Source organism: Sporolactobacillus sp. KGMB 08714 (genome assembly GCF_036598985.1).
Lineage (GTDB): Bacteria > Bacillota > Bacilli > Bacillales > Sporolactobacillaceae > Sporolactobacillus.
Window position 1 is genome coordinate 1 of record NZ_JAUUBW010000043.1, and the last position, 18,692, is coordinate 18,692.

An 18,692-nucleotide genomic window follows, 5' to 3' on the forward strand; every position below is an offset into this window, starting at 1 on the left:
CAAGTTAAGTTTGATTCGGTGCGACTTTCTCCCGTTTTGGTGCGAGTTCCAACCGATTTGGTGCGACCGCTCAGGTTTGGTGCAAGTTAAGTTTGATTCGGTGCGACTTTCTCCCGTTTTGGTGCGAGTTCCAACCGATTTGGTGCGACCGCTCAGGTTCGGTGCGACATTCCAGTGATTCGGTGCGACCGCTCAGGTTCGGTGCAAGTTAAGCCCGATTCGGTGCGACTTTCTCCTGTTTTGGTGCGAGTTCCAACCGATTCGGTGCGACTCTCTCCCGTTTCGGTGCGACTGATAATTTTCTCAGCGTTCCGTCCCGCCTTTCTCCGGTTTGGTCTAGTTTTCTAATCCGATCAGATTGTTGTACGGAATTCGTCAGCTGCGAAATCTATCTATTAAATTTACTTGCTTTTAGTCAGATTAACTGCTTTTACTTGGGCAGGTTGATGTTCAACATATTCCGCAATAAGACCGTCAGGGTGCCTGACTGTTACATTTTTACCGGTTGGTACAATTCGCGGCTCCCTTATTATCGCAACATTGTTGTGTTCAAAATAGATGAGAAAATCGTCCAGCGAGTCAACCATGAAAGTCAATTTTGTCATACTGAATGGTTTCAGATCCTCAGATTTCCCGGCGACGAACAGAAAATCACCGATTGAAGCTAATTCCAGGTGCATTTCCGGATATTTAAATCGTAAGTCCGGATGCGTACCAAACAATTTTTCATAGTATGGCAAAACCTTATCCAGATCGTTAACATACATTCGAAAATATGTTTTTTTTATTTTCATCTCATAAATTCCCTTTCCACAGCTGCTGCGCAGAATCGTCAACTGCACAATCGTCTTTCTCTTACCATTCATTATAGAGCAGAAAAAACATTTCGAATCATGGTACGACTGTAGTATGAGTAAACAACTATTTTTTTTACGCGGCAACTTAATTCAAAGGAAGAATGCCGGTTGTATCGCTCCGGTTAAACCTCCTTATTTATCACCCATCTTTTCATTGATTCAAACACAAAAAGTCCGGATCCCCGGGTACTCACTGCTCTATATATTTTTTCGTTGTTATTGAACTCTTCATCTTAAGAACGCATTTTACACAGCATTCAGCCTGTCTCGTTAAGATGAGGCCGTCCCAAGGGAGGCGCCGATAAGATTCAAAAGTCGGTCTGTCCATTTCAAAAATAATTAAGGAGACTGTTCATCGTCGGAAAATCAACTTTTGAGACAGTCTCCGAAAAATCCCTTTACTGTATGCGTTTAAGCATCTTCTCCATTTCGTAGGTCGATTAATAGGAGCTTTTTAAGCAAAATCATACTTTTTAAAAAGCCTGATATATAGGCATTTTTAAGAATATCATTTCAGGATGTTTCAGTTCAATTCAAAAAGATGGGGGCAGAATTACTGACCGTTAATTATTAAATAGGGTGTAAATTGAGGAAAAAAATATAATTATTTATCCCGTCGCGAAGACGGGATTTTTTGTATAATTAAGAAAAAGATACCGAGGGGTTTAAAATGTCTGACATGAAGCCAAGATCTCTGGATACCATCAAAAAGTATATTTCTGATCACGACCTTCAACATGGTATTGTTGTAAGCGGTGGTGACGTTGGAGCTTTTGCTGAGCAATATATTTCGATTCATAACGATGGTTTTGACATCTTCACATTATACGATAAAGAAGTTAAAACAGCCGAGCCATATTCCTGGTCAGATTTTAACCGAGCAGAGATCGATAGATTAGCACTGAGTGCCCGGATTAAACTGAATGGGGCTAAATCGGTGTATATTAGGGTACCCGAAATCAAAGAAGTACTCCTCCATCTTGAATCACATGAAATTAAAACAGAATATATTCAGCGCAAATGGTACCGTAAAATTCTTGGCTTTCGGTCGGGAAAGAGATGGAAAATGATTACGGCCGGCATCGGGTATCTGTTGATTATTTTGCTGATCATGGGGTTCTTTATTCCAAATTGAGATCAGCCGTCAGTACAGAATGATAAATCGAAAGCGGCTTCAACTTTACCGCAAAACAGACAGCAAAAAGTCAATCAACTGAAGATAAAATAAGAGCAGCGATCCAGGGTAACGATGCGTTTAATAAAACTTTTAACGGTAAAAATTCAATCATCAGCTTTAATTTCAACAAAAACAACGGCTTTGTTTTCGCTCAAGTTTACGGTCAAGCAGATCTTTCGACAAACATGATTAAAAAGGGTATGTGGAAAGATGCGGTAAACGTATTGAAACATGTTAGAGGAATCAAAGAAGTTAAAGAAATAGCACTTAATGTTACTTTTCCCACGCAGGACAAATACGGCAAAAAGTCAGACATGACTGTTATGAAAACAGATTTCAAACGGCAAACGATCGATAAGATTAATTTTGAAAATTTCTTGACTGATAACATTCCTAACGTCGTCGACAGCTATTGGGAATCATCAGCTTTCAGTAATTAATCCATTTTCGCAAAAACTTAGCTGTTTTATCAAAACTCAACTCGATATGACAAATCAATCGAATAATCGAATCGTTTATATATTTTTTCAATTTTTGTTAATTCAATTCGCATCGATCATCCGATAGAATAAAATACTGCGGAGAGAAGCTGTTCACATAAATTTTTTATCCTCCCTTACGTCTTTAAAGGAGGATATTTTTTATAACCTTGAATTACACTCTAAGTGCAACACTTAAAAATAAAAGGGCCGTAGTTGGGTCTTCCCTGTACAATAGGATTTGCGAGAAACCACTGAAGACGGGAGAAGCAACTATGGGCTACTCCCATCATCTTAATCTATTTGAACGTGAAATCATACCCAAGAATCAAGTATTAGGTAAATCGATTCGTGCTACCGCAGCTCAAATCGGGCGGTCCCCGGCTACTGTTAGTCGCGAGCTGAGGCGTAATCAATTAAACGGAGACTAATGCATGGACTGAGAAGGCTTATCGACAGCATCGAAAGCAATGTCAGCGTCAACGATTATTGACCCGTCCGGTGATTCACGATCATTCAGGGATTGATTCTTAACCATCAAGGGGCGCCCGAACAGATTGAAGCCCGTCTGAAATTGGATCATAGTCCTTGGCAAATTAGCTATGCGACCATTTATCGTGGTATTTATCAGCATCTTTTGGACGAGGAAACGTATCAGCGGGATCAAAAGAAAGAAAGAAATAATTATGTTCCTGCCGGTCAATAACCGGCTTTTATTAACGCGGCCTGCATAGAATTAGGCGGTGAAAGTCCGCTACAGGCTGATGGTATAATCTTTCAATCCTTTTTTAGAAAATACGTCTTCTACTTAGGAGAAAAATAGCGGCGATTAGGAAAATCGGAATGAATATCCGTCTAGAGAAGCGATCTCGAAGAAATATTCCACCCCGCGGATCCACACCATCTATCACTCCCCAATAAGACCTTCCGTCATGACAGCAAACTTCAACTGGACGTCCCTGATAGCACATCAAATGTTCCATTTAATTTTATCATCCCTTTTTAATTCTTTAATGTCACCTCAATTTAAATTATGTAATCGATAAACCTTTAGAGTAGACTGTCTTATCAAAGAGAGAAAAATCCATGATTCTATCAGTTATGTATGCCCGCTCACGCGGACTTTCCATATGTTATTTGCCAAGTACCTGTTTCAATTCTGCGGGCGTCAAATCGCCAATCTCCTGGGTATCTGCCGAAGGTGCCGAGGTTTGTACTGCCGATTCAATTCGGCTACTATTTTCTACGCGGACCGGGTTTCTGAAGATCATCCCGGCGAGTGGATCGAGTCCACGTGGTGGACTGCGGCCTCCTTTCATCATCCAGGCCGGGAGTCTAAAGAGCGCATCATCCCTCAATTCATTTCAGAAAACCGGCGCAAAAGGAACCATAAAAGGGGTCCCAAAACTTCTTAATGAGCACACATGGGCTAGAATGCACATTAATCCGGTCACCATTCCGAATAGCCCGAAGGATCCGCCCAAAAGGATCAGGAAATATCTGAAAACAACGATCGCATTATATATGGCCGGAAGCATTAGGCCGGCGAGTCCCGACAAGGACGCGATAATCCCGTCGGGACACTGATGATACCGTCATTCACTGCCGCGTCTCCCATGACCAGCGTGTCCACAATCGTCACCGCTGTTCCGGTCGCCCGGGGCATCCGGATGCCCGATTCTCTGATCAGCAGAAAAATCGTTTCACTCATCAGCGCTTCAAGCAACACCGGAAAAGGGATGCTATCTCAGGCGGCGGTCAGCTTAATCAGAAGGATGGTCGGAGTCATTTCCTGATGGAGAGTGGTAACAGCAATGTAAAAAGCCGGATAAGGCGCGTCAGATTGGCGTTGAATATCCGCAAGTAATAGTCGTCGGGAACCTGAAAGGCCTCAATCAACATATACGGAACGGTGAGTACCAGGTGTATCAGGATCGCAATCCTGCCTTCAAGCAGCCTGGCAGCGACCTTGTCCGGCCGTTCACTGTTTTCGACGGTCGCAAAAGGAGAAAAAGAGCTGTCTTCAATCAACTGCTGACACACTAAAGAATATTTTAATCACCTATAATGCGCATACTGTAATTGTTTCAGACCCATCTCAACATTCTTTTAGCCGCCCCCTGCTCTAAGGCATGGGGTTTTCTATTTCCTATATAAAAATGACTAAAAGCCGAGATGAAAAAAATTCATCCCGGCTTCTAACGGTTTTTATGCAAAATAGTCAAACAGCACCAATAGTCATAGTCATATAAACAAATATATTAGTACGCGATAGACTCAATTTCTTGAATTATCTCAAAATGAACATTTATATTACTCATCTAGCTCATGCAGTCATTGAAATATAGCATATGATATATTAAGTCTAACAAAGAAAGGAGCGATCCATTTGGCCATTGTCCAATCCTTTATCGCAAGTAGAAAATTCGTCTCAACGTTAAGTTCGGGGACGGGGACAGGCGCTGCTTTCGCTATTGCAGCAACTTCATTTACAAATGACACAGGTGCAACTATCACTGCATTTCCAAGTGCTTTTGCATACTACAATCTTTACATCAATGGAGTCCTGCAAACTGCAAATACTTCGACTCTTTCCACCGCCTCGATTACGATTCCTGACGGAGATACACTTGACGGCGCTACGCCCGTTCTGGTCGAATTAATTGTCACTTGATTTGATAAATTTTTTGAGCAAAAAGTTATTAATTGCCGGTCAAATGACCGGCTCTTTTTTATGTAAAATTACTGGATATCTTTCTTATTTTTTTCTTAAATCACGCTAACGTCATTTTTTGACATGCTTCTTTTTACTTTTTAATCATAATCACTCAAGAACTATGCCGTTTCTCTTACATGATTCAGTACATAATTTATTAATAGAAAAGTAAAGGGAGGTTAATTTATGGCAAATCAATCAGGTCCCGGAACAGGTCCATGCACCGGACCAGGTACAGGCCCAGGAACAGGTCCAGGCACAGGCCCCGGACCATGCATGTCATCAAGCGGATCAGGAATATCCTTTCCTCTGATTGCGCAAAGATTGGCTCCACTAATCGGTCAACAGGTCACCACATATTCAGGTAATTTGTTTTCAACTGCTGCTTTAACAGAAGTAACGAATGAATACGCCGTCCTAACAGACATAAATAATGTCAAAGATCTCTTTCCACTGAATACCGTTAGTGCCGTCGAATGGACTTAAAAGGAAAGGTGGATTTAATTTGGCTATAAAATATATCCGAGAATCAGATATTACCAAATTGCCACAGACATTAGCTGCTTTAGAAAAAAATGCGGGTAAAGCCATCTCTGCAACTGCATTAAAAAATCAGAAAAGAAATGATACACTCAAATCCAGAATAGTCAATTTTTTCAAAAGCAAAAAAGCAAGGTAATATAAATATAGTGTATGTCACGATGAAACAAATTGTTTCTTCACTTAAATAAAAAGTATGTATGCCCGCAAAGCGGGCTTTTTTATTTGTTTAAGAAATTATAAAAATATCGACCTGTGGATAACTGTCCGTTAAACTGGCAATAGAATATTCAGGAAGGGTCCGAATCATGGGGAAACAGAAAGCGGTGTGGTGAAGCAGATTCTTAGAGAACATTTCGATGGATTTTGGAAACTCCACTCGGATCGGCTCCCGAGGCTTATCGTGGGGATATCAGGGAAACGGTTCAGAAGGCGATCAAATGTGGGACGCGTGATCTGGGCTATGCCAAGTATGAATGCTTAGGCTGTGAAGGAGATCCTGTTCCTGTCTTCGTCTGCTTAATCTGTAAGAGCTGTTTTTGTCATAAGTGCGGAAAGGAGTATACGGATGACTGGTCGGATAAGCAACAGGACATGATCTTTGATGTTCCCCGCCGTCATCTGGTTTTCACCGTCCCAAAGGACCTGCGAAATGTTTTCTATTAAGAAGCGGCAGTTGCAGGTGGGGGTGATCACTGTCATCCATACTTTCGGCAGAGATCTGAAATTCAATCCGCATGTCCATACACTGGTGACTGAGGAGACCCTCGATAACCGTCATGAGTGGCGGCCGAGTGATTATATTTCATACGATTACCTTTTGAACAGAAAAGAAAAACCTGCCGTCAAGCAAATGAGAGAGGCATTTGACCGAGATCCCTTTCGGTGTCTCTGCTGTCAACAAGAGATGGAACTGACCGAGATCTGGCATGTCCGCTATGGGTATCTGTATCATTATCTGGAAGATGTGGACTGGATTCAAAGATAGAGGAAAGACAGTGAACGAAAAAAAAGGCAAAGTAAAAAGAATCCGGATTTGAGTTGGCTGGAAGAAAATCCACTGAGATTAGATGAAGAGATCAAGACGATAAGCTTCAGATGCCTGAATTGTGGGAAAGAGGATGAAGCGCCCGATTTTGTGGCCAATGAATTTGGCTAGGGTCTAGGCAAAGGTAAGGCAAGTTTGGTAATCATCGTCCCTCAACTATTGAGGGACTTTTTATTGCGTTGTTATGAGGACTGCGAATTAATGAACCGCTTTGCAAACCTTAGTTGCTGCTCTACATATCACCTCGTCAAAAAAGCGATTTCTGATATCCGTGCAGCCACTGGGTTGACCTAAAACGTTTCTTTCCATATTGCCCCGCCCCCCCTTCGCGCGCCTTATCCAATCACTCAGCATCTCGTTGTTCAAGGGATTTCTCTTTATCAGTTGATTCATTCCTGCCATCGACAAAACAGAACTATTTCATTCATCCATTTATCCACTCGTGATCGCCTGTCCGCTCATACAGTGTATTTTCAAATGACAAGGAGGGGCTCTCTTGGAATATGATGATGGATCTAGTTGCGGCTACAGTGGCAGCGGAGAGGGCAGCAGTATGTTTGCTCTGATTGTTGTACTGTTCATTCTGTTAATTATTGTCGGCACTGCCTTCGTTTATTAAAAACAACTGCCGTATCCGTCGGCACCCAGCAGACATCCTTCTTCAAAGGGCATCCGGTAGGGTGCCCTATTATCATTAAGTTAAATTCCCGTTCTAGATCAAACTCTCAAGAATATGAATTACTGTTTCAAAATTCTTGTTTTAAAAAGGAGCCTAATAAATGGAAATCCCTGTTTCTGGTTTCATGTACCTTTCTGATGATTCGAATCCATTACACTCCCACCAACTTTTTATAACAGGTTGGGACGGCAGGCCAGTTCATGTTCACGAGTTTCGCGGGGTCACCTCTTTTGATGTAGGGCACGCTCACAAATATGCCGGAACGACCGAACCCGCTCCCAGCGGTGTCCCGCATACGCACAGATACTTTACATTTACTTCTGTTGACGATGGCCACCGTCATGAAATAAGAGGCGTGACAGGTCCAGCCATTCCCCTCCAAAGCGGAGGCCATTATCACGAGTTCAAAGGTACGACTACAATAAACGGTGCGACTCCTCATACGCATAAATACTCAGGCAAAACAAGTCCGGAAGTTCAATAAAAATAGCTTACAGCGAATTCATTTCTTCTGTTTCATTCCGTTAATTCTTTATTATCCAACCCCATAAAGGGCACACCACCCGGTGTCCTATTAGCTAACGAATCACCTTCAGACTGCCGCGTGTTTTCTGTCAGGATTACAAAACTTACCATACTCTTTGACGAACCAGATCTTCAACAAATGCGTCATCCTTTTATGCACTCGACGCATCAATAAACTGCAAAAGAAGTACAAAAAAAAAACCGTACAATCTATGCATTCAATCGTCTGTACGGCATTTAATAAAGCTGCAGAACTGGAACTTATTCCGAAGAACAAGTTTCATAACATCTCCATCGTAAACGATGACGAAGTGAAGCTCAACCGCTTAACACGGGATGAAGTCTCAGTCTTTATGGAAGCCGCCCGGCAGTCGTCTTTTCATCCTTTCGTGATTGCCTCTCTCCTCCTACGGACGGGATGCGAAAAGGAGAAATGCTCGCTCTGATCTGGGCTGACGCTGACTTGGTTCACAATCAGAATCACCAAATCCCGTGATCACACAGGTGAACATTTGCCGAAAACAAAATCAAGTATTCGAACGATTGCCATCGATGATATGCTGGTTGCTGTTCTAAAAATGTATAAAACATGGCAAAAGGCAAATAAGCTGAGTCACAAAAAATATTTGGATTCAAAGTACATGATCACCCTGCCCAACGGATCAGAGATGAGCGAATACGGCGTGAACAAAGTCATCGATACGCTCCTAGCCAAAACGAATTTGGATAAGCACATCACTCCGCACGGACTCCGGCATACGCATGCAATTATGCTGCTCGAAAGCGGCGTCGATATTCAGTCCGTCAGCAAACGGCTAGGCCACAGCAACATCGAATTTACAGCTAATGTCTATATCCATTTCACTCAGAATCTGGAGAACAAGTTGATCGATCACTTAGAATCTTATCTGACTTACTAAAAAAGTGGGGGCAAATCGCATTTTCCCCTCGAAAAATCCCTTTACTGTATGCGTTTAAACATCTTTTCCATTTCGTAGGTCGTGAAGTGAACGAGAACCGGACGTCCGTGAGGACAGGTGAACGGATCATGCGCTCTGCTAAGCGAATCGAGCAGCGCCTCGATCTCATCCGGGCGCAGGTAGTGATTGGCTTTTATCGAACGTTTGCACGACATCGTCATCGCCAGCTTTTCGCGCAGCTTCTTGATGGATATTTTTCCGCTCTCTTTGAGCTGCTGAACAATATCCCCGATCATCTCCGGTTCGCGCCCTTTCGGCATCCAGGTCGGATGAGAACGGATAATCAATGTCCGGTCGCCGAACGATTCAAAGTGGAGGCCGATCTGATCCAGATAATCCCGGTATTCCTGAACGGTTTCATATTCTGCGGCAGTGAATTCAAAAGTCATCGGCACGAGCAGTTCCTGGACCTCGCGGGTGTTTTCTCCGACCTTCTCGCGGTAATACTCGTATTTGATTCTTTCCTGGGCAGCGTGCTGGTCGATAATATACAGCCCGTCTTCATTTTGGGCAAAAATGTAGGTGCCGTGCATCTGGCCGATCGGATAGAGTTTCGGCATCCGCCGCTGCGGTTCCCGGCCGGCCGGCAGCGCATCCGGCGATGGCGGCAAAATCTCGTCGTTATCCGTCGTTTCAGAAGCCGCGGCTGTTTCGCCCGGCACCGTCGTTTTTTCAACGCTGAACGCGCTTTGATCCAGTTCGCGAACCTGCTCCGGCTCGGCAAAAGAAGGCGGAAAATCCCCTATTTCTTCCGGGGATGTCTTCCCTTCTGCCGAAAAATCCGGACCGGTCACAACACCCGGCGAAAAATTCATCGCCTGCTGCGCGGATTGAGGACGATCTTCGGGATTTTTTCTTGTGCTGACCGAAGGAATCAGACGTTCCCTGTGAAAAGCCGAACGGATGATACTTGTAACCAGGGCGCAAAGATCCCTTTCTTTGCTGATACGCGCCTCAAGTTTTGCCGGGTGAACGTTGACGTCAATCAGAGAAGGATCCATTTTAATATGGATCACGCATATCGGATAACGGCCGATCATTGTTAAGGTATGGTAGCCTTCCATGATCGCGCCGAAAATCGGATAGTTTCTGATATAGCGATTATTGACGAATATATAGACATACTGACGGCCGGCGCGGGAAATCTGCGGATGGACGGCCAGCCCCTCGACATGAAAATCAAGCGAGTCGCCGGAAAAAGGAATCGCGGCTTTTGCCGTGCGGATGCCGTAAATGGCACTCAGCACATGGCTGAGCTCGCCGCTGCCGTTCGTTTGAAAAACCGTTTTGCCTTCATGAACCAGGCTGAAGCGGATACTCGGATAGGACAGTGCCATCCGATTGACAACATCGGTGATCCGGCCCAGTTCCGTGTGGATACTTTTCAGGTACTTCAGCCGTGCGGGCGTATTGTAAAAGAGCCGGCTGACCTTAATCTCGGTTCCCTTTCTGCTCTCGGCAATTCCGGACTGGATGAGATGTCCTCCCTGCAGTAAAAGATGCGTTCCGGGGTTTTCACCGTCCGACGTTTTCAGTTCCAGATAGGAAACAGCCGCGATGCTGGGCAGCGCCTCGCCGCGGAAACCGAGCGTATGGATATGAAAGAGATCCGAGTCATTGTGAATTTTACTTGTCGCGTGCCGTTCGAAGGCAATCAGGCAGTCTTCGGAAGCGAACCCCCGACCGTTATCGGTGACCTTTATCGTTTTCAGGCCGCCCTCTTCCACCTCGATCTTTACAGAGCCCGCCTCCGCGTCGATCGCGTTCTCGACCAGTTCCTTGACAACCGAAGCCGGCCGCTCGACGACCTCGCCGGCCGCGATTTTATTGGCCAGCGACTCACTGAGCCGTTTAATGACGCCCATTCTTCATCCCTTCCTTTTTCTTATCGAGCAGACTCACTGCTTTAATTCTTTTTGCAGGGCATACAGGCGGTTCATCGCTTCCATCGGCGTCATCGTCAGCAGGTCAAGCCCGGAAAGCTGATGAATGACCTTCTGCTCCCGTGTATTCATTGCCTTTTTCGCCGATCTGGGAGCGGGGTCGGCAAAGAAAGCGAGTTGTTCCGTTCCCTCGTTTTCCGGATCCGGAGAGGAAGGCTCATCGGCTGCCGCTGTTTCCCTGATCGTTTCGTATTCATGGCCGGAATCCGGCCGTTCTTCTTTAACCCTATCGTTGTTCGAAGGCTGTTCCAATCCTTTTAAAATCTCATCTGCACGCTCAATCAGATCGTCCGGCAGGCCGGCAAGCTTGGCCACATGGATTCCATAACTCTTGTCGGCCTGGCCGTCAAGGACTTTATGCAGAAAAACCACTTTCCCGTTTTCTTCCATAGCGCCGACATGAATATTTTTCAGCCTCGGCAGCTTCTCTTCAAGAAACGTCAGCTCATGATAATGCGTTGAAAAAAAAGTTTTTGCGGAAATATGACGGTGAATATATTCAACGATTGCCTGGGCAATGGCAATTCCGTCATAGGTCGACGTCCCCCGCCCGATTTCATCGAGCAGAATCAGGCTGTTCTGAGTGGCATGGGTCAAAGCATATTTCGCTTCGTTCATTTCCACCATGAAGGTACTCTGACCGGATACGAGATCGTCCGCAGCCCCTATCCGGGTAAAGATCTGATCAAAGACCGGCAGCACAGCCTCGTCGGCCGGGACAAAACAGCCGATCTGAGCCATGATCGCCGCAAGAGCGGCCTGGCGCATGTATGTGCTTTTTCCGCCCATATTCGGACCCGTGATCAGCAGCATGTCGCATGCTCGGTCCATGCTGATATCATTGGCAACGAAGGCACCGTCGCGCATCACTTTCTCAATAACCGGATGACGGCTGTTCTTGATTTTAAGAATTCTTTTGTTTGAAAAAGAAGGCGCAACATAACCGTTTCTGTCGCTGACGGAAGCAAAACTCTGGAGAACATCGAGGCTGCTTACCAGTCTTGCCAGTTGCTGCAGACGCGCCGCGTATTCCTTGATTTTAAGACGGACGTCGCTGAAAATTCGATACTCAAGGCCGACCCGTTTCTCCTCCGCTTCGAGGATGATCCGCTCTTTTTCTTTTAGCTCCGGCGTAATGAACCGTTCGGCATTGGACAGCGTTTGTCTTCTTTCGTAGCGCCCTTCCGGCAGCAGTTTAAGATTGGGCCGCGACACCTCGATATAATAACCGAATACACGATTATAGCCGACTTTAAGTGATCTAATCCCGGTTTCCTGCCGCTCTTTCGCTTCCAGTTCGGCGATCCAGCGTTTTCCGTTTTTGGAGGCGTCGCGATAACGGTCCAGCGTTTCATCGTATCCCTGCTTGATCATACCGCCGTCTGCCGTGGAAAACGGCGGATCAGCGACGATTGCCCGGCCGATCAGCGAGCAGACCTCGGCACACGGATCCATCTCTTCACCATAACGCGTCAACGGGCCGTCCTTGATCCCGGCAAGCACCTGCTTAATTTGCGGAACCTGTTCGAGAGAACGTTTCAGCTGCACCACTTCACGCGGATTGACATTTCCGAACGACACGCGTCCGACCAGACGTTCGAGGTCGTAGACGTTGCCGAGCGCGGAACGCAGTGTCTCGCGTTCCAGCATATGCGCCTTCAGCGCACCCACGGCAGCGAGCCGTTCTTCAATCTTCTCCTGATTCAGCAGCGGTTTCTCAATCCACTGTTTCAGCCGTCTGCCGCCCATCGCCGTTTTGACGTCGTCGAGCAGCCAAAGCAGCGAGCCGTATGTTTTTTTATTGCGGTTCGTCTGAGTCAGCTCCAGATTGCGCCGTGAATGGGGATCAATCATCATGTATTCATTAATATGATAGACATCGGCCGGCTGAAGATGATCCAGCGAGCGTTTCTGCGTCGTCTGAAGATAGTCCAGCAGCCTGCCGAGCGCGGAAAGCAGTTTTTCCTGATCGATTCCTCCCGCGTTGGCTGCCAGCTCTATGGGAACCGTATCACGTTCATTCTCAGAAACGGTCACACCGAGCTGTTCCACCAGCATCTTCTTTTTTTCTTCATCAAAACGGGGATCAAGCACCACCTCACGCACATCGTTCGCATCGATCTCCTGAATCACGCCGTCCCATGCCGAAATCAGAGTGACCTTCGTCTCTCCGGTCGTCAGGTCGCTCAGCGCGAACCCGTACGAACCGTCGCCGAACGCGCTCAGAGCCGCCAGATAATTATTTTTTTTCGGTTCGAGCGACTCGTCCTCCATGACCGTCCCGGGCGTGATCATCTGAATCACTTCCCGTTTGACCATCCCCTTAGCCAGCTTCGGATCCTCCATCTGTTCGCAGATGGCAATCTTGTAACCCTTATCGATCAATACCTTGATGTACTGCTTGACCGCATGATACGGCACGCCGCACATCGGTATGTATTCATCCTTTCCGCCGTTCCGTGAAGTCAATGCGATTTCAAGCTCTTTCGACGCTTTCTTTGCGTCCTCAAAGAACATTTCATAAAAATCACCCAACCGGAAAAACAAAAAAGCGTCGGGATACTGCGCTTTAATGGCCAGATATTGCTGAATCATCGGTGTATAACTCATTAATCGCCCACTCCAACTTCTTTCTTTTACCTATCTTTTAATTATAGCACACGTTTAAGAGATGATAAGCGCCGCACAGGCCGCACAGTCGGCGGAATCTTTTCATAAAAAAAGAAAGAGAGAAGATCTGCTCTTCTCCCTCATTCTTCCGATTCGGTATCCTCATCTTCTGTCAGAAATTCCGAGTCAAGCCCGTTCAATTCCTTTTCCAGCTCTTCATCCTCTTCGGTCTCTTCCGTTTCGATCAGTCCGTCGTCATCGACCCTGACCTTTACTTTTGTTTCGCCGATGACCTCGACCAGAAATTCTCTTTCAACCTGCGCCACGACCTTGTTGCCGTTCGGCGCGATCTTCGCTTCCAGACAATTCGGTTCCTGAAGCGGGCGGCACGAAACATCCGCCCGATCGGAAAATGCCCTTTTGTCACGGAGAGTCAGCGGCACACGGTCCCGATAGCCGACCGTTTCGCAAACCACTTCCGTCCTCGTGTTGTTGTTGTAAGAATACCAGGTATTAATGTCATAAGTTCCTTCGACGACGACGGCATCCTTCTGGTATTGCGTCTTGAATTTATGGTTGATGACCCAGCATCCGAGGATGTTCGAAGGTTTATGCGTTGGTGTCACGGTATGCGCAGACTGGCTGAATTTTTTCCCTTTGCCGCAGACAGCCTTTGTAATAATTTCCCTGTAAGCATTCTCTGCCAAAAGTCCAAACCTCCTTTGCCTTCTTCACTGTCATGTTATGCAGGGCGAATGACACGTGTGAATGGCAAGGAGAAATGCTTTCGGGCGAAAAATGCCCGGCAGGATCTTCCGTACGTAAAACCTTTTTTCGGCGGATTGCCGCTCAGCTGCAGCCGTGCGGCGGGCTGTAGAAATCTATTCCGGTTTCCGTGTTTCAGTCTGCTGCGCTTCCCCGCCTATGCGTTTCGACATCAGATTGACCATCAGCTGCAGAAAATCATTGACATCTTCCTGAGACTGCCTGAATTCCTGAACCACGGGAATCGCATTCAGTTCCGCCTGCAGACGGTCGATTTTTTCCTCATTTTGTCTGTAGGCTTCGTGTTTTTGAAAATGCTGCAGATTGACCGATTCCTTTTGAAGCTTTTTGATTTCATCGATCAGACGCTGTACTTTTTGATTGGCGCTGATTTTCGTTTCAGCCTGCTTGTAAAAACGGATCGGCTCCGCAGATGCCAGGTGGTCGGCGATTTTCCTGGCCCTGGCCAAGATGTCTTCTGTTGAATAAGATTTGTTCATCGCCCGGCAGCCTCAGGTTCTCTCTGCCACTCACCATCGAGCGACCACATCTTTGCATCCGTAATTTTGACATGGACCAGCTCGCCGATCAATGATTTCGGTCCCCGAAAATTGACCACCTTGTTTGTCCGTGTATGGCCCGACAGAACTTCGCTGTTTTTTCGGCTCTCCCCTTCAACCAGCACCTCAACCACCTGGTCCTGATAACGGGCATTGCTTGCTGACGCCAGTTCGTCAATCAGTTTATTCAGGCGCAGAAGCCGTTCTTTCTTGACTTCCATCGGCACATTGTCCGTCATGCGGGCAGCCGGCGTCCCGGCACGCGGAGAATAGATAAACGTGTAGGCACCGTCAAAGCGGCATTCGCGGACAAGAGAGAGCGTATCCTCGAACTGTTCTTCCGTTTCGTTCGGAAACCCGACAATGATGTCGGTTGTAAACGAAGCATTCGGCACCGCTTTTTTAATTTTATTGAATAGACTCAGATAGCGTTCGCGCGTGTAGCCGCGGCCCATGATCTTCAGAATCTCCGAATTTCCCGACTGTACCGGAAGATGAATGTGTTCGCACAGATTGCCGCCCTTGCCCAGCACCTCGATCAGATGATCATCGAAATCTTTCGGATGGCTTGTTGTAAAGCGCACACGCGGAATGCCGATTTTGCGGATTTCATCCATCAGATTGCCAAGTCCGTAATCTTCAAGATCCTGCAAATCTTTGCCATAAGCGTTGACATTCTGTCCAAGCAGCGTGATCTCCTTATACCCCCGGCGGGCAAGATCGCGGACTTCCTCAATAATTTCTTCGGGCCGGCGGCTTCTTTCTTTGCCGCGCGTATACGGCACAATACAATAGGTGCAGAATTTATCGCAGCCGTACATAATATTGACCCAGGCCTGAAAATGTCCGCGCCGCGACTGGGGCAGATTTTCAACAATGTCGCCCTCTTTCGACCAGACTTCGACGACCATTTCCTTGCTGAAAAGCGCTTCTTTCAGGAGCTGCGGCAGACGATGAATGTTGTGGGTGCCGAAAATCAGATCAACCTGAGGATACTTTTGCAGAATCTTATTAACTACCGTCTCCTCCTGCGCCATACAGCCGCAGACGCCGAGAATCAGCCCCGGTTTTTCCCTTTTCAGAGGTTTCAGATGGCCGATTTCGCCGAACACCTTGTTTTCGGCATTTTCACGGATCGCACACGTATTTATTAAAATGACATCGGCGTCATAGACGTCTTCAGTCTCCTGATAACCCATTTCCTCAAGGATTCCGCCCATGACCTCGGTATCATGCTCGTTCATCTGACAGCCATAGGTTTCAACCAGATATTTTTTGCCCCGCCCGATCGCTTTCATGTCGTCGGGAATACTGAAATTATTTATGATATGAACCGATTCTCTGCGGCGCCTTCTGGCTGCCTTGAGAGAAGGTGGCTGGAAATATTTTGAAAAATCAACTTTGCTGAATTTTGATTCGACCACAGCATGGCCCCCTTTCAAATCTCATCCCTAAATTATAACAAACTCAACATTCTATTGAAAGAAAAGGGCCGTGCCGAAAACGTCCGGATCGGATTTCATCAATATAAACCATGCTATACTAATAGTGGATCTGATAATGAATGAGGGATAAAAACATGAAAATACTGCTTGCGGAAGATGATCAGCGTTTAGGAAAATTAATGATAAAAATGTTGAAAAAAGAACAGTTCACAGCGGACTGGGTGATGGACGGGACAAGCGCCTACGACCAGGCGATGACCGGAGATTACGATGTGATTGTTCTGGACTGGATGCTGCCCGGGCACGACGGTATCGAGGTCAGCAAGGCCCTCCGCAAAGACGGATACAGCGGGGCAATCTTAATGCTGACAGCGAGAGGATCCCTGGACGACCGGGTCAGCGGGCTTGACGCCGGCGCGGATGATTACATGATGAAACCATTCGCCTTTGAAGAACTGTTCGCGCGCATCCGCTCGCTGTCGAGAAGGAACTTTTTCCCGATCGATCATGATGTGATGCATACCCATGACCTGACGATCGATCTCACCAATCATCTGACGAAAAAGGGCGATCTGTCCATCAGCCTGACGCCGCGGGAATTCCAGCTGCTCGTCTATTTTGTGAAAAATTCCGGCAGGGTGCTTTCAAAAGAAAATATTCTGTCAAGAGTCTGGGAGGAGGACAGCGAGGTGACATTCAACACCATGGAAGCCTATGTCAAGCTGCTGAGAAAAAAATTGGGTCAGTCAAAAAGAAACAGCTACATAAAAACGATACGCGGTTTAGGCTACATGTGGGTGGACGACCATGTTTAAGACCCTTCAGCGCAAGCTGACCCTCACTTACAGTATATGGTTCTTTCTGACTTTGGCCGTCATTTTTGTTATTCTCTTCTTTGTGTTCAGAAATATGATCTACCAGTCGGTGAGCTGGCAGGTTGACGACATTGCCGGCGACCAGGCTTCGGAATATGCCCACACCCAGAAACTTGAAGGCGGCGTTTTCAAACATTCGCTGCATCTGTTTGCCTTTCTGGCGAACAACGGGAACGATGTTGTTTACCGGGGAGCGCTTCCCGACGATCTCCGCCGCAGCATGATTCAGAAAATAGCCAAGAGACAAAAGACGGGATTAATAGAAGCCGTGACGCCGCATGGCGAAAAAAGCCTGATTATTTACGCCATGGAACCCGTTGAGAAGGATGGCCGTCAGCTTGGTTACATTTTAGTCGGCAAGGAGATCAACCGGACGCATGAACAAATCGAAGGCTGGTTCAGGCTGTTGTTTGTGCTCAGCCTCGGTGCCGCCTGCCTTTCAGTGATTATCGCCCATTTTCTCGCCAGACGGGCCGTCCTTCCCGTCAAGCGCAATTATGAAAAACAGCGGGCCTTTGTCGCCGACGCAAGCCATGAAATGCGGACACCGCTCAGCGTTTTCTCCGCTTCGCTTGAATTCTTCGAGGCCGAAGAAAAAGAGCGCCTGTCCGAATCATCGCAGGAAACACTGAAAGATTTAAAAGATGAAGTTTCTGAAATGAATACACTGATCAGCCATCTCCTCGCTCTGGCGCGGGCCGACCGCGGTGCCCTGGCATCAAAAAGATCGGATTTCCCGCTCGGCCGGCTGACCCGGCCGATGATTCCCTATTACAAGCAAAAAGCGGACCGTGCACAAAAAAGATTTTTTTATACTTTGCCTTCAAAGACCGTTTTTCTGAATGCCAATCCGACCGAGATCAAGCAGCTGCTGACCATTTTTCTGGACAACGCCTTAAAGTATACACAAAAGGGCGGCCTTGTCACGCTGAAAATATCGACGGATGAAAAAAGGCGGCTGCTCTGCTTTTCAGTTGAAGACACCGGCATCGGCATTCCCGAAGAAGATCAGAAGCATATCTTTGAACGTTTCTATCGGGTCGAGAAAGGCAGGACCCGGCAGAGCGGGGGAAGCGGGCTCGGACTGTCGATCGCCCGGGAAATCATCACGGCTTATAGCGGTCAGATTGACCTGAAAAGCATGCCCGGGAAGGGGACAACGTTTCAAGTGATCCTGCCGATTTTAAAGGCATTCGATTAAAATGAATATCCCCCTCAACTCATGTATCCCGTCGGGCCGCGCCGTGAAAGTACCATCGATTTTTCTGAAAACGATCGGTTTGCACGAGCGGCAGCCTATTGCTCGGAATGTTCATGCAGCCGGCGATTCATTCTTTTTTAGAGCGATAAACTCTTGACGGGGCGATACTTGGCCAAAACAGGGCGAATCGCAACCATTTCAGGGCGATTGTCTACTGCTTTAGGGCGATTCATTCTTTTTTCAGGGCGATAAGCTCTTGACGGGGCGATACTTGGCCAAAACAGGGCGAATC

General features: G+C 46.7%; 22 protein-coding genes. 13 read left to right on the top strand and 9 right to left on the bottom strand.

Going from position 1 to position 18,692, the window contains the following annotated elements; all coding sequences use genetic code 11:
- Positions 1–401: 401 nt before the first annotated feature.
- Positions 402–794, bottom strand: a complete 393-nt coding sequence (locus tag Q6A92_RS16005) for a VOC family protein (protein WP_274397321.1) — start codon at positions 792–794, stop codon at positions 402–404.
- Between the two features lie 733 nt (positions 795–1,527).
- Here Q6A92_RS16005 and Q6A92_RS16010 point away from each other — a divergent pair.
- The 3 genes from Q6A92_RS16010 (at position 1,528) to Q6A92_RS20350 (ending at position 2,944) form a co-directional block, all read left to right on the top strand.
- Positions 1,528–1,992 (top strand): hypothetical protein, encoded by a 465-nt coding sequence (locus tag Q6A92_RS16010; RefSeq protein ID WP_332238703.1) that lies wholly within the window; start codon positions 1,528–1,530, stop codon positions 1,990–1,992.
- Positions 1,993–2,219: 227 nt separating this feature from the next.
- On the top strand, positions 2,220–2,474 hold the full coding sequence (locus Q6A92_RS16015; protein WP_332238704.1) for a hypothetical protein: 255 nt from the start codon (positions 2,220–2,222) through the stop codon (positions 2,472–2,474).
- 314 nt (positions 2,475–2,788) lie between these two features.
- A complete protein-coding gene (locus tag Q6A92_RS20350) occupies positions 2,789–2,944 on the top strand; it encodes a helix-turn-helix domain-containing protein (protein WP_443029742.1) in 156 nt (51 codons plus the stop codon).
- A gap of 933 nt (positions 2,945–3,877) precedes the next feature.
- Here Q6A92_RS20350 and Q6A92_RS20355 read toward each other — a convergent pair.
- From Q6A92_RS20355 to Q6A92_RS16025, 3 genes are read right to left on the bottom strand one after another with little or no spacing between them, the layout of a single operon-like run.
- Positions 3,878–4,051 carry a spore germination protein gene (locus Q6A92_RS20355; RefSeq protein WP_443029743.1) on the bottom strand — a complete coding sequence of 58 codons (174 nt, stop codon included), beginning with the start codon at positions 4,049–4,051 and terminating at the stop codon, positions 3,878–3,880.
- Positions 4,051–4,254, bottom strand: a complete 204-nt coding sequence (locus Q6A92_RS16020; RefSeq protein ID WP_332238716.1) for a spore germination protein — start codon at positions 4,252–4,254, stop codon at positions 4,051–4,053. Before Q6A92_RS16020 ends, Q6A92_RS20355 begins: the two co-directional genes overlap by 1 nt.
- Before the next feature lie 44 nt (positions 4,255–4,298).
- The gene (locus Q6A92_RS16025; protein ID WP_332238705.1) at positions 4,299–4,544 is read right to left on the bottom strand and encodes a spore germination protein; all 246 of its coding nucleotides are present in this window, start codon (positions 4,542–4,544) and stop codon (positions 4,299–4,301) included.
- 358 nt (positions 4,545–4,902) lie between these two features.
- Between Q6A92_RS16025 and Q6A92_RS16030 the strand changes: the two genes are divergently transcribed.
- From Q6A92_RS16030 to Q6A92_RS16060, 8 genes are all read left to right on the top strand, one after another.
- Positions 4,903–5,187 (top strand): DUF4183 domain-containing protein, encoded by a 285-nt coding sequence (locus Q6A92_RS16030; protein WP_332238706.1) that lies wholly within the window; start codon positions 4,903–4,905, stop codon positions 5,185–5,187.
- A gap of 228 nt (positions 5,188–5,415) precedes the next feature.
- Positions 5,416–5,715: a hypothetical protein gene (locus tag Q6A92_RS16035; protein WP_332238707.1), complete on the top strand. Its 300-nt coding sequence runs from the start codon at positions 5,416–5,418 to the stop codon at positions 5,713–5,715.
- A 19-nt stretch (positions 5,716–5,734) separates the two neighbouring features.
- Positions 5,735–5,908, top strand: coding sequence for a hypothetical protein (locus tag Q6A92_RS16040; protein WP_332238708.1), 174 nt, complete (start codon positions 5,735–5,737; stop codon positions 5,906–5,908).
- A gap of 227 nt (positions 5,909–6,135) precedes the next feature.
- Positions 6,136–6,435, top strand: coding sequence for a transposase zinc-binding domain-containing protein (locus Q6A92_RS20360; protein WP_443029744.1), 300 nt, complete (start codon positions 6,136–6,138; stop codon positions 6,433–6,435).
- Positions 6,422–6,757 (top strand): transposase, encoded by a 336-nt coding sequence (locus Q6A92_RS16045; protein WP_332238709.1) that lies wholly within the window; start codon positions 6,422–6,424, stop codon positions 6,755–6,757. The genes Q6A92_RS20360 and Q6A92_RS16045 overlap by 14 nt, the downstream gene beginning before the upstream one ends.
- 556 nt (positions 6,758–7,313) lie before the next feature.
- Positions 7,314–7,436, top strand: coding sequence for a YjcZ family sporulation protein (locus Q6A92_RS16050; RefSeq protein WP_332238710.1), 123 nt, complete (start codon positions 7,314–7,316; stop codon positions 7,434–7,436).
- Between the two features lie 160 nt (positions 7,437–7,596).
- Positions 7,597–7,980 carry a YmaF family protein gene (locus Q6A92_RS16055; RefSeq protein ID WP_274397331.1) on the top strand — a complete coding sequence of 128 codons (384 nt, stop codon included), beginning with the start codon at positions 7,597–7,599 and terminating at the stop codon, positions 7,978–7,980.
- Between the two features lie 553 nt (positions 7,981–8,533).
- A complete protein-coding gene (locus Q6A92_RS16060) occupies positions 8,534–8,941 on the top strand; it encodes a site-specific integrase (protein WP_332238711.1) in 408 nt (135 codons plus the stop codon).
- 41 nt (positions 8,942–8,982) lie between these two features.
- On the opposite strand, the gene mutL is transcribed toward Q6A92_RS16060, so the two are convergent.
- The 5 genes from mutL to miaB form a co-directional block, all read right to left on the bottom strand.
- Complete coding sequence (mutL, locus tag Q6A92_RS16065) at positions 8,983–10,866, bottom strand: DNA mismatch repair endonuclease MutL (protein ID WP_274397332.1); 1,884 nt, start codon at positions 10,864–10,866, stop codon at positions 8,983–8,985.
- 33 nt (positions 10,867–10,899) lie between these two features.
- On the bottom strand, positions 10,900–13,554 hold the full coding sequence (mutS, locus tag Q6A92_RS16070) for a DNA mismatch repair protein MutS (RefSeq protein WP_332238712.1): 2,655 nt from the start codon (positions 13,552–13,554) through the stop codon (positions 10,900–10,902).
- A 140-nt stretch (positions 13,555–13,694) separates the two neighbouring features.
- Entirely contained in the window at positions 13,695–14,261 is a 567-nt protein-coding gene (gene cotE, locus Q6A92_RS16075) for an outer spore coat protein CotE (protein ID WP_332238713.1), read from the bottom strand.
- A 174-nt stretch (positions 14,262–14,435) separates the two neighbouring features.
- Positions 14,436–14,819, bottom strand: coding sequence for a RicAFT regulatory complex protein RicA family protein (locus tag Q6A92_RS16080; protein WP_274397335.1), 384 nt, complete (start codon positions 14,817–14,819; stop codon positions 14,436–14,438).
- Positions 14,816–16,303 (bottom strand): tRNA (N6-isopentenyl adenosine(37)-C2)-methylthiotransferase MiaB, encoded by a 1,488-nt coding sequence (miaB, locus tag Q6A92_RS16085; protein WP_332238714.1) that lies wholly within the window; start codon positions 16,301–16,303, stop codon positions 14,816–14,818. Before miaB ends, Q6A92_RS16080 begins: the two co-directional genes overlap by 4 nt.
- A gap of 155 nt (positions 16,304–16,458) precedes the next feature.
- Here miaB and Q6A92_RS16090 point away from each other — a divergent pair, with 155 nt between their 5' ends.
- Both Q6A92_RS16090 and Q6A92_RS16095 read left to right on the top strand, forming a co-directional pair.
- Positions 16,459–17,139 (top strand): response regulator transcription factor, encoded by a 681-nt coding sequence (locus tag Q6A92_RS16090; RefSeq protein WP_274397337.1) that lies wholly within the window; start codon positions 16,459–16,461, stop codon positions 17,137–17,139.
- On the top strand, positions 17,132–18,400 hold the full coding sequence (locus Q6A92_RS16095) for a sensor histidine kinase (RefSeq protein WP_332238715.1): 1,269 nt from the start codon (positions 17,132–17,134) through the stop codon (positions 18,398–18,400). The genes Q6A92_RS16090 and Q6A92_RS16095 overlap by 8 nt, the downstream gene beginning before the upstream one ends.
- Positions 18,401–18,692: the final 292 nt, after the last annotated feature.

Bases quoted from the DNA above. Each gene is read 5' to 3' on its own strand.
- Q6A92_RS16005 (WP_274397321.1), bottom strand. From the start codon at position 794: ATGAAAATAAAAAAAACATATTTTCGAATGTATGTTAACGATCTGGAT.
- Q6A92_RS16010 (WP_332238703.1), top strand. From the start codon at position 1,528: ATGTCTGACATGAAGCCAAGATCTCTGGATACCATCAAAAAGTATATT.
- Q6A92_RS16015 (WP_332238704.1), top strand. From the start codon at position 2,220: ATGATTAAAAAGGGTATGTGGAAAGATGCGGTAAACGTATTGAAACAT.
- Q6A92_RS20350 (WP_443029742.1), top strand. From the start codon at position 2,789: ATGGGCTACTCCCATCATCTTAATCTATTTGAACGTGAAATCATACCC.
- Q6A92_RS20355 (WP_443029743.1), bottom strand. From the start codon at position 4,051: ATGCTTCCGGCCATATATAATGCGATCGTTGTTTTCAGATATTTCCTG.
- Q6A92_RS16035 (WP_332238707.1), top strand. From the start codon at position 5,416: ATGGCAAATCAATCAGGTCCCGGAACAGGTCCATGCACCGGACCAGGT.
- Q6A92_RS16045 (WP_332238709.1), top strand. From the start codon at position 6,422: ATGTTTTCTATTAAGAAGCGGCAGTTGCAGGTGGGGGTGATCACTGTC.
- Q6A92_RS16055 (WP_274397331.1), top strand. From the start codon at position 7,597: ATGGAAATCCCTGTTTCTGGTTTCATGTACCTTTCTGATGATTCGAAT.
- mutL (WP_274397332.1), bottom strand. From the start codon at position 10,866: ATGGGCGTCATTAAACGGCTCAGTGAGTCGCTGGCCAATAAAATCGCG.
- mutS (WP_332238712.1), bottom strand. From the start codon at position 13,554: ATGAGTTATACACCGATGATTCAGCAATATCTGGCCATTAAAGCGCAG.
- Q6A92_RS16080 (WP_274397335.1), bottom strand. From the start codon at position 14,819: ATGAACAAATCTTATTCAACAGAAGACATCTTGGCCAGGGCCAGGAAA.
- Q6A92_RS16090 (WP_274397337.1), top strand. From the start codon at position 16,459: ATGAAAATACTGCTTGCGGAAGATGATCAGCGTTTAGGAAAATTAATG.
- Q6A92_RS16095 (WP_332238715.1), top strand. From the start codon at position 17,132: ATGTTTAAGACCCTTCAGCGCAAGCTGACCCTCACTTACAGTATATGG.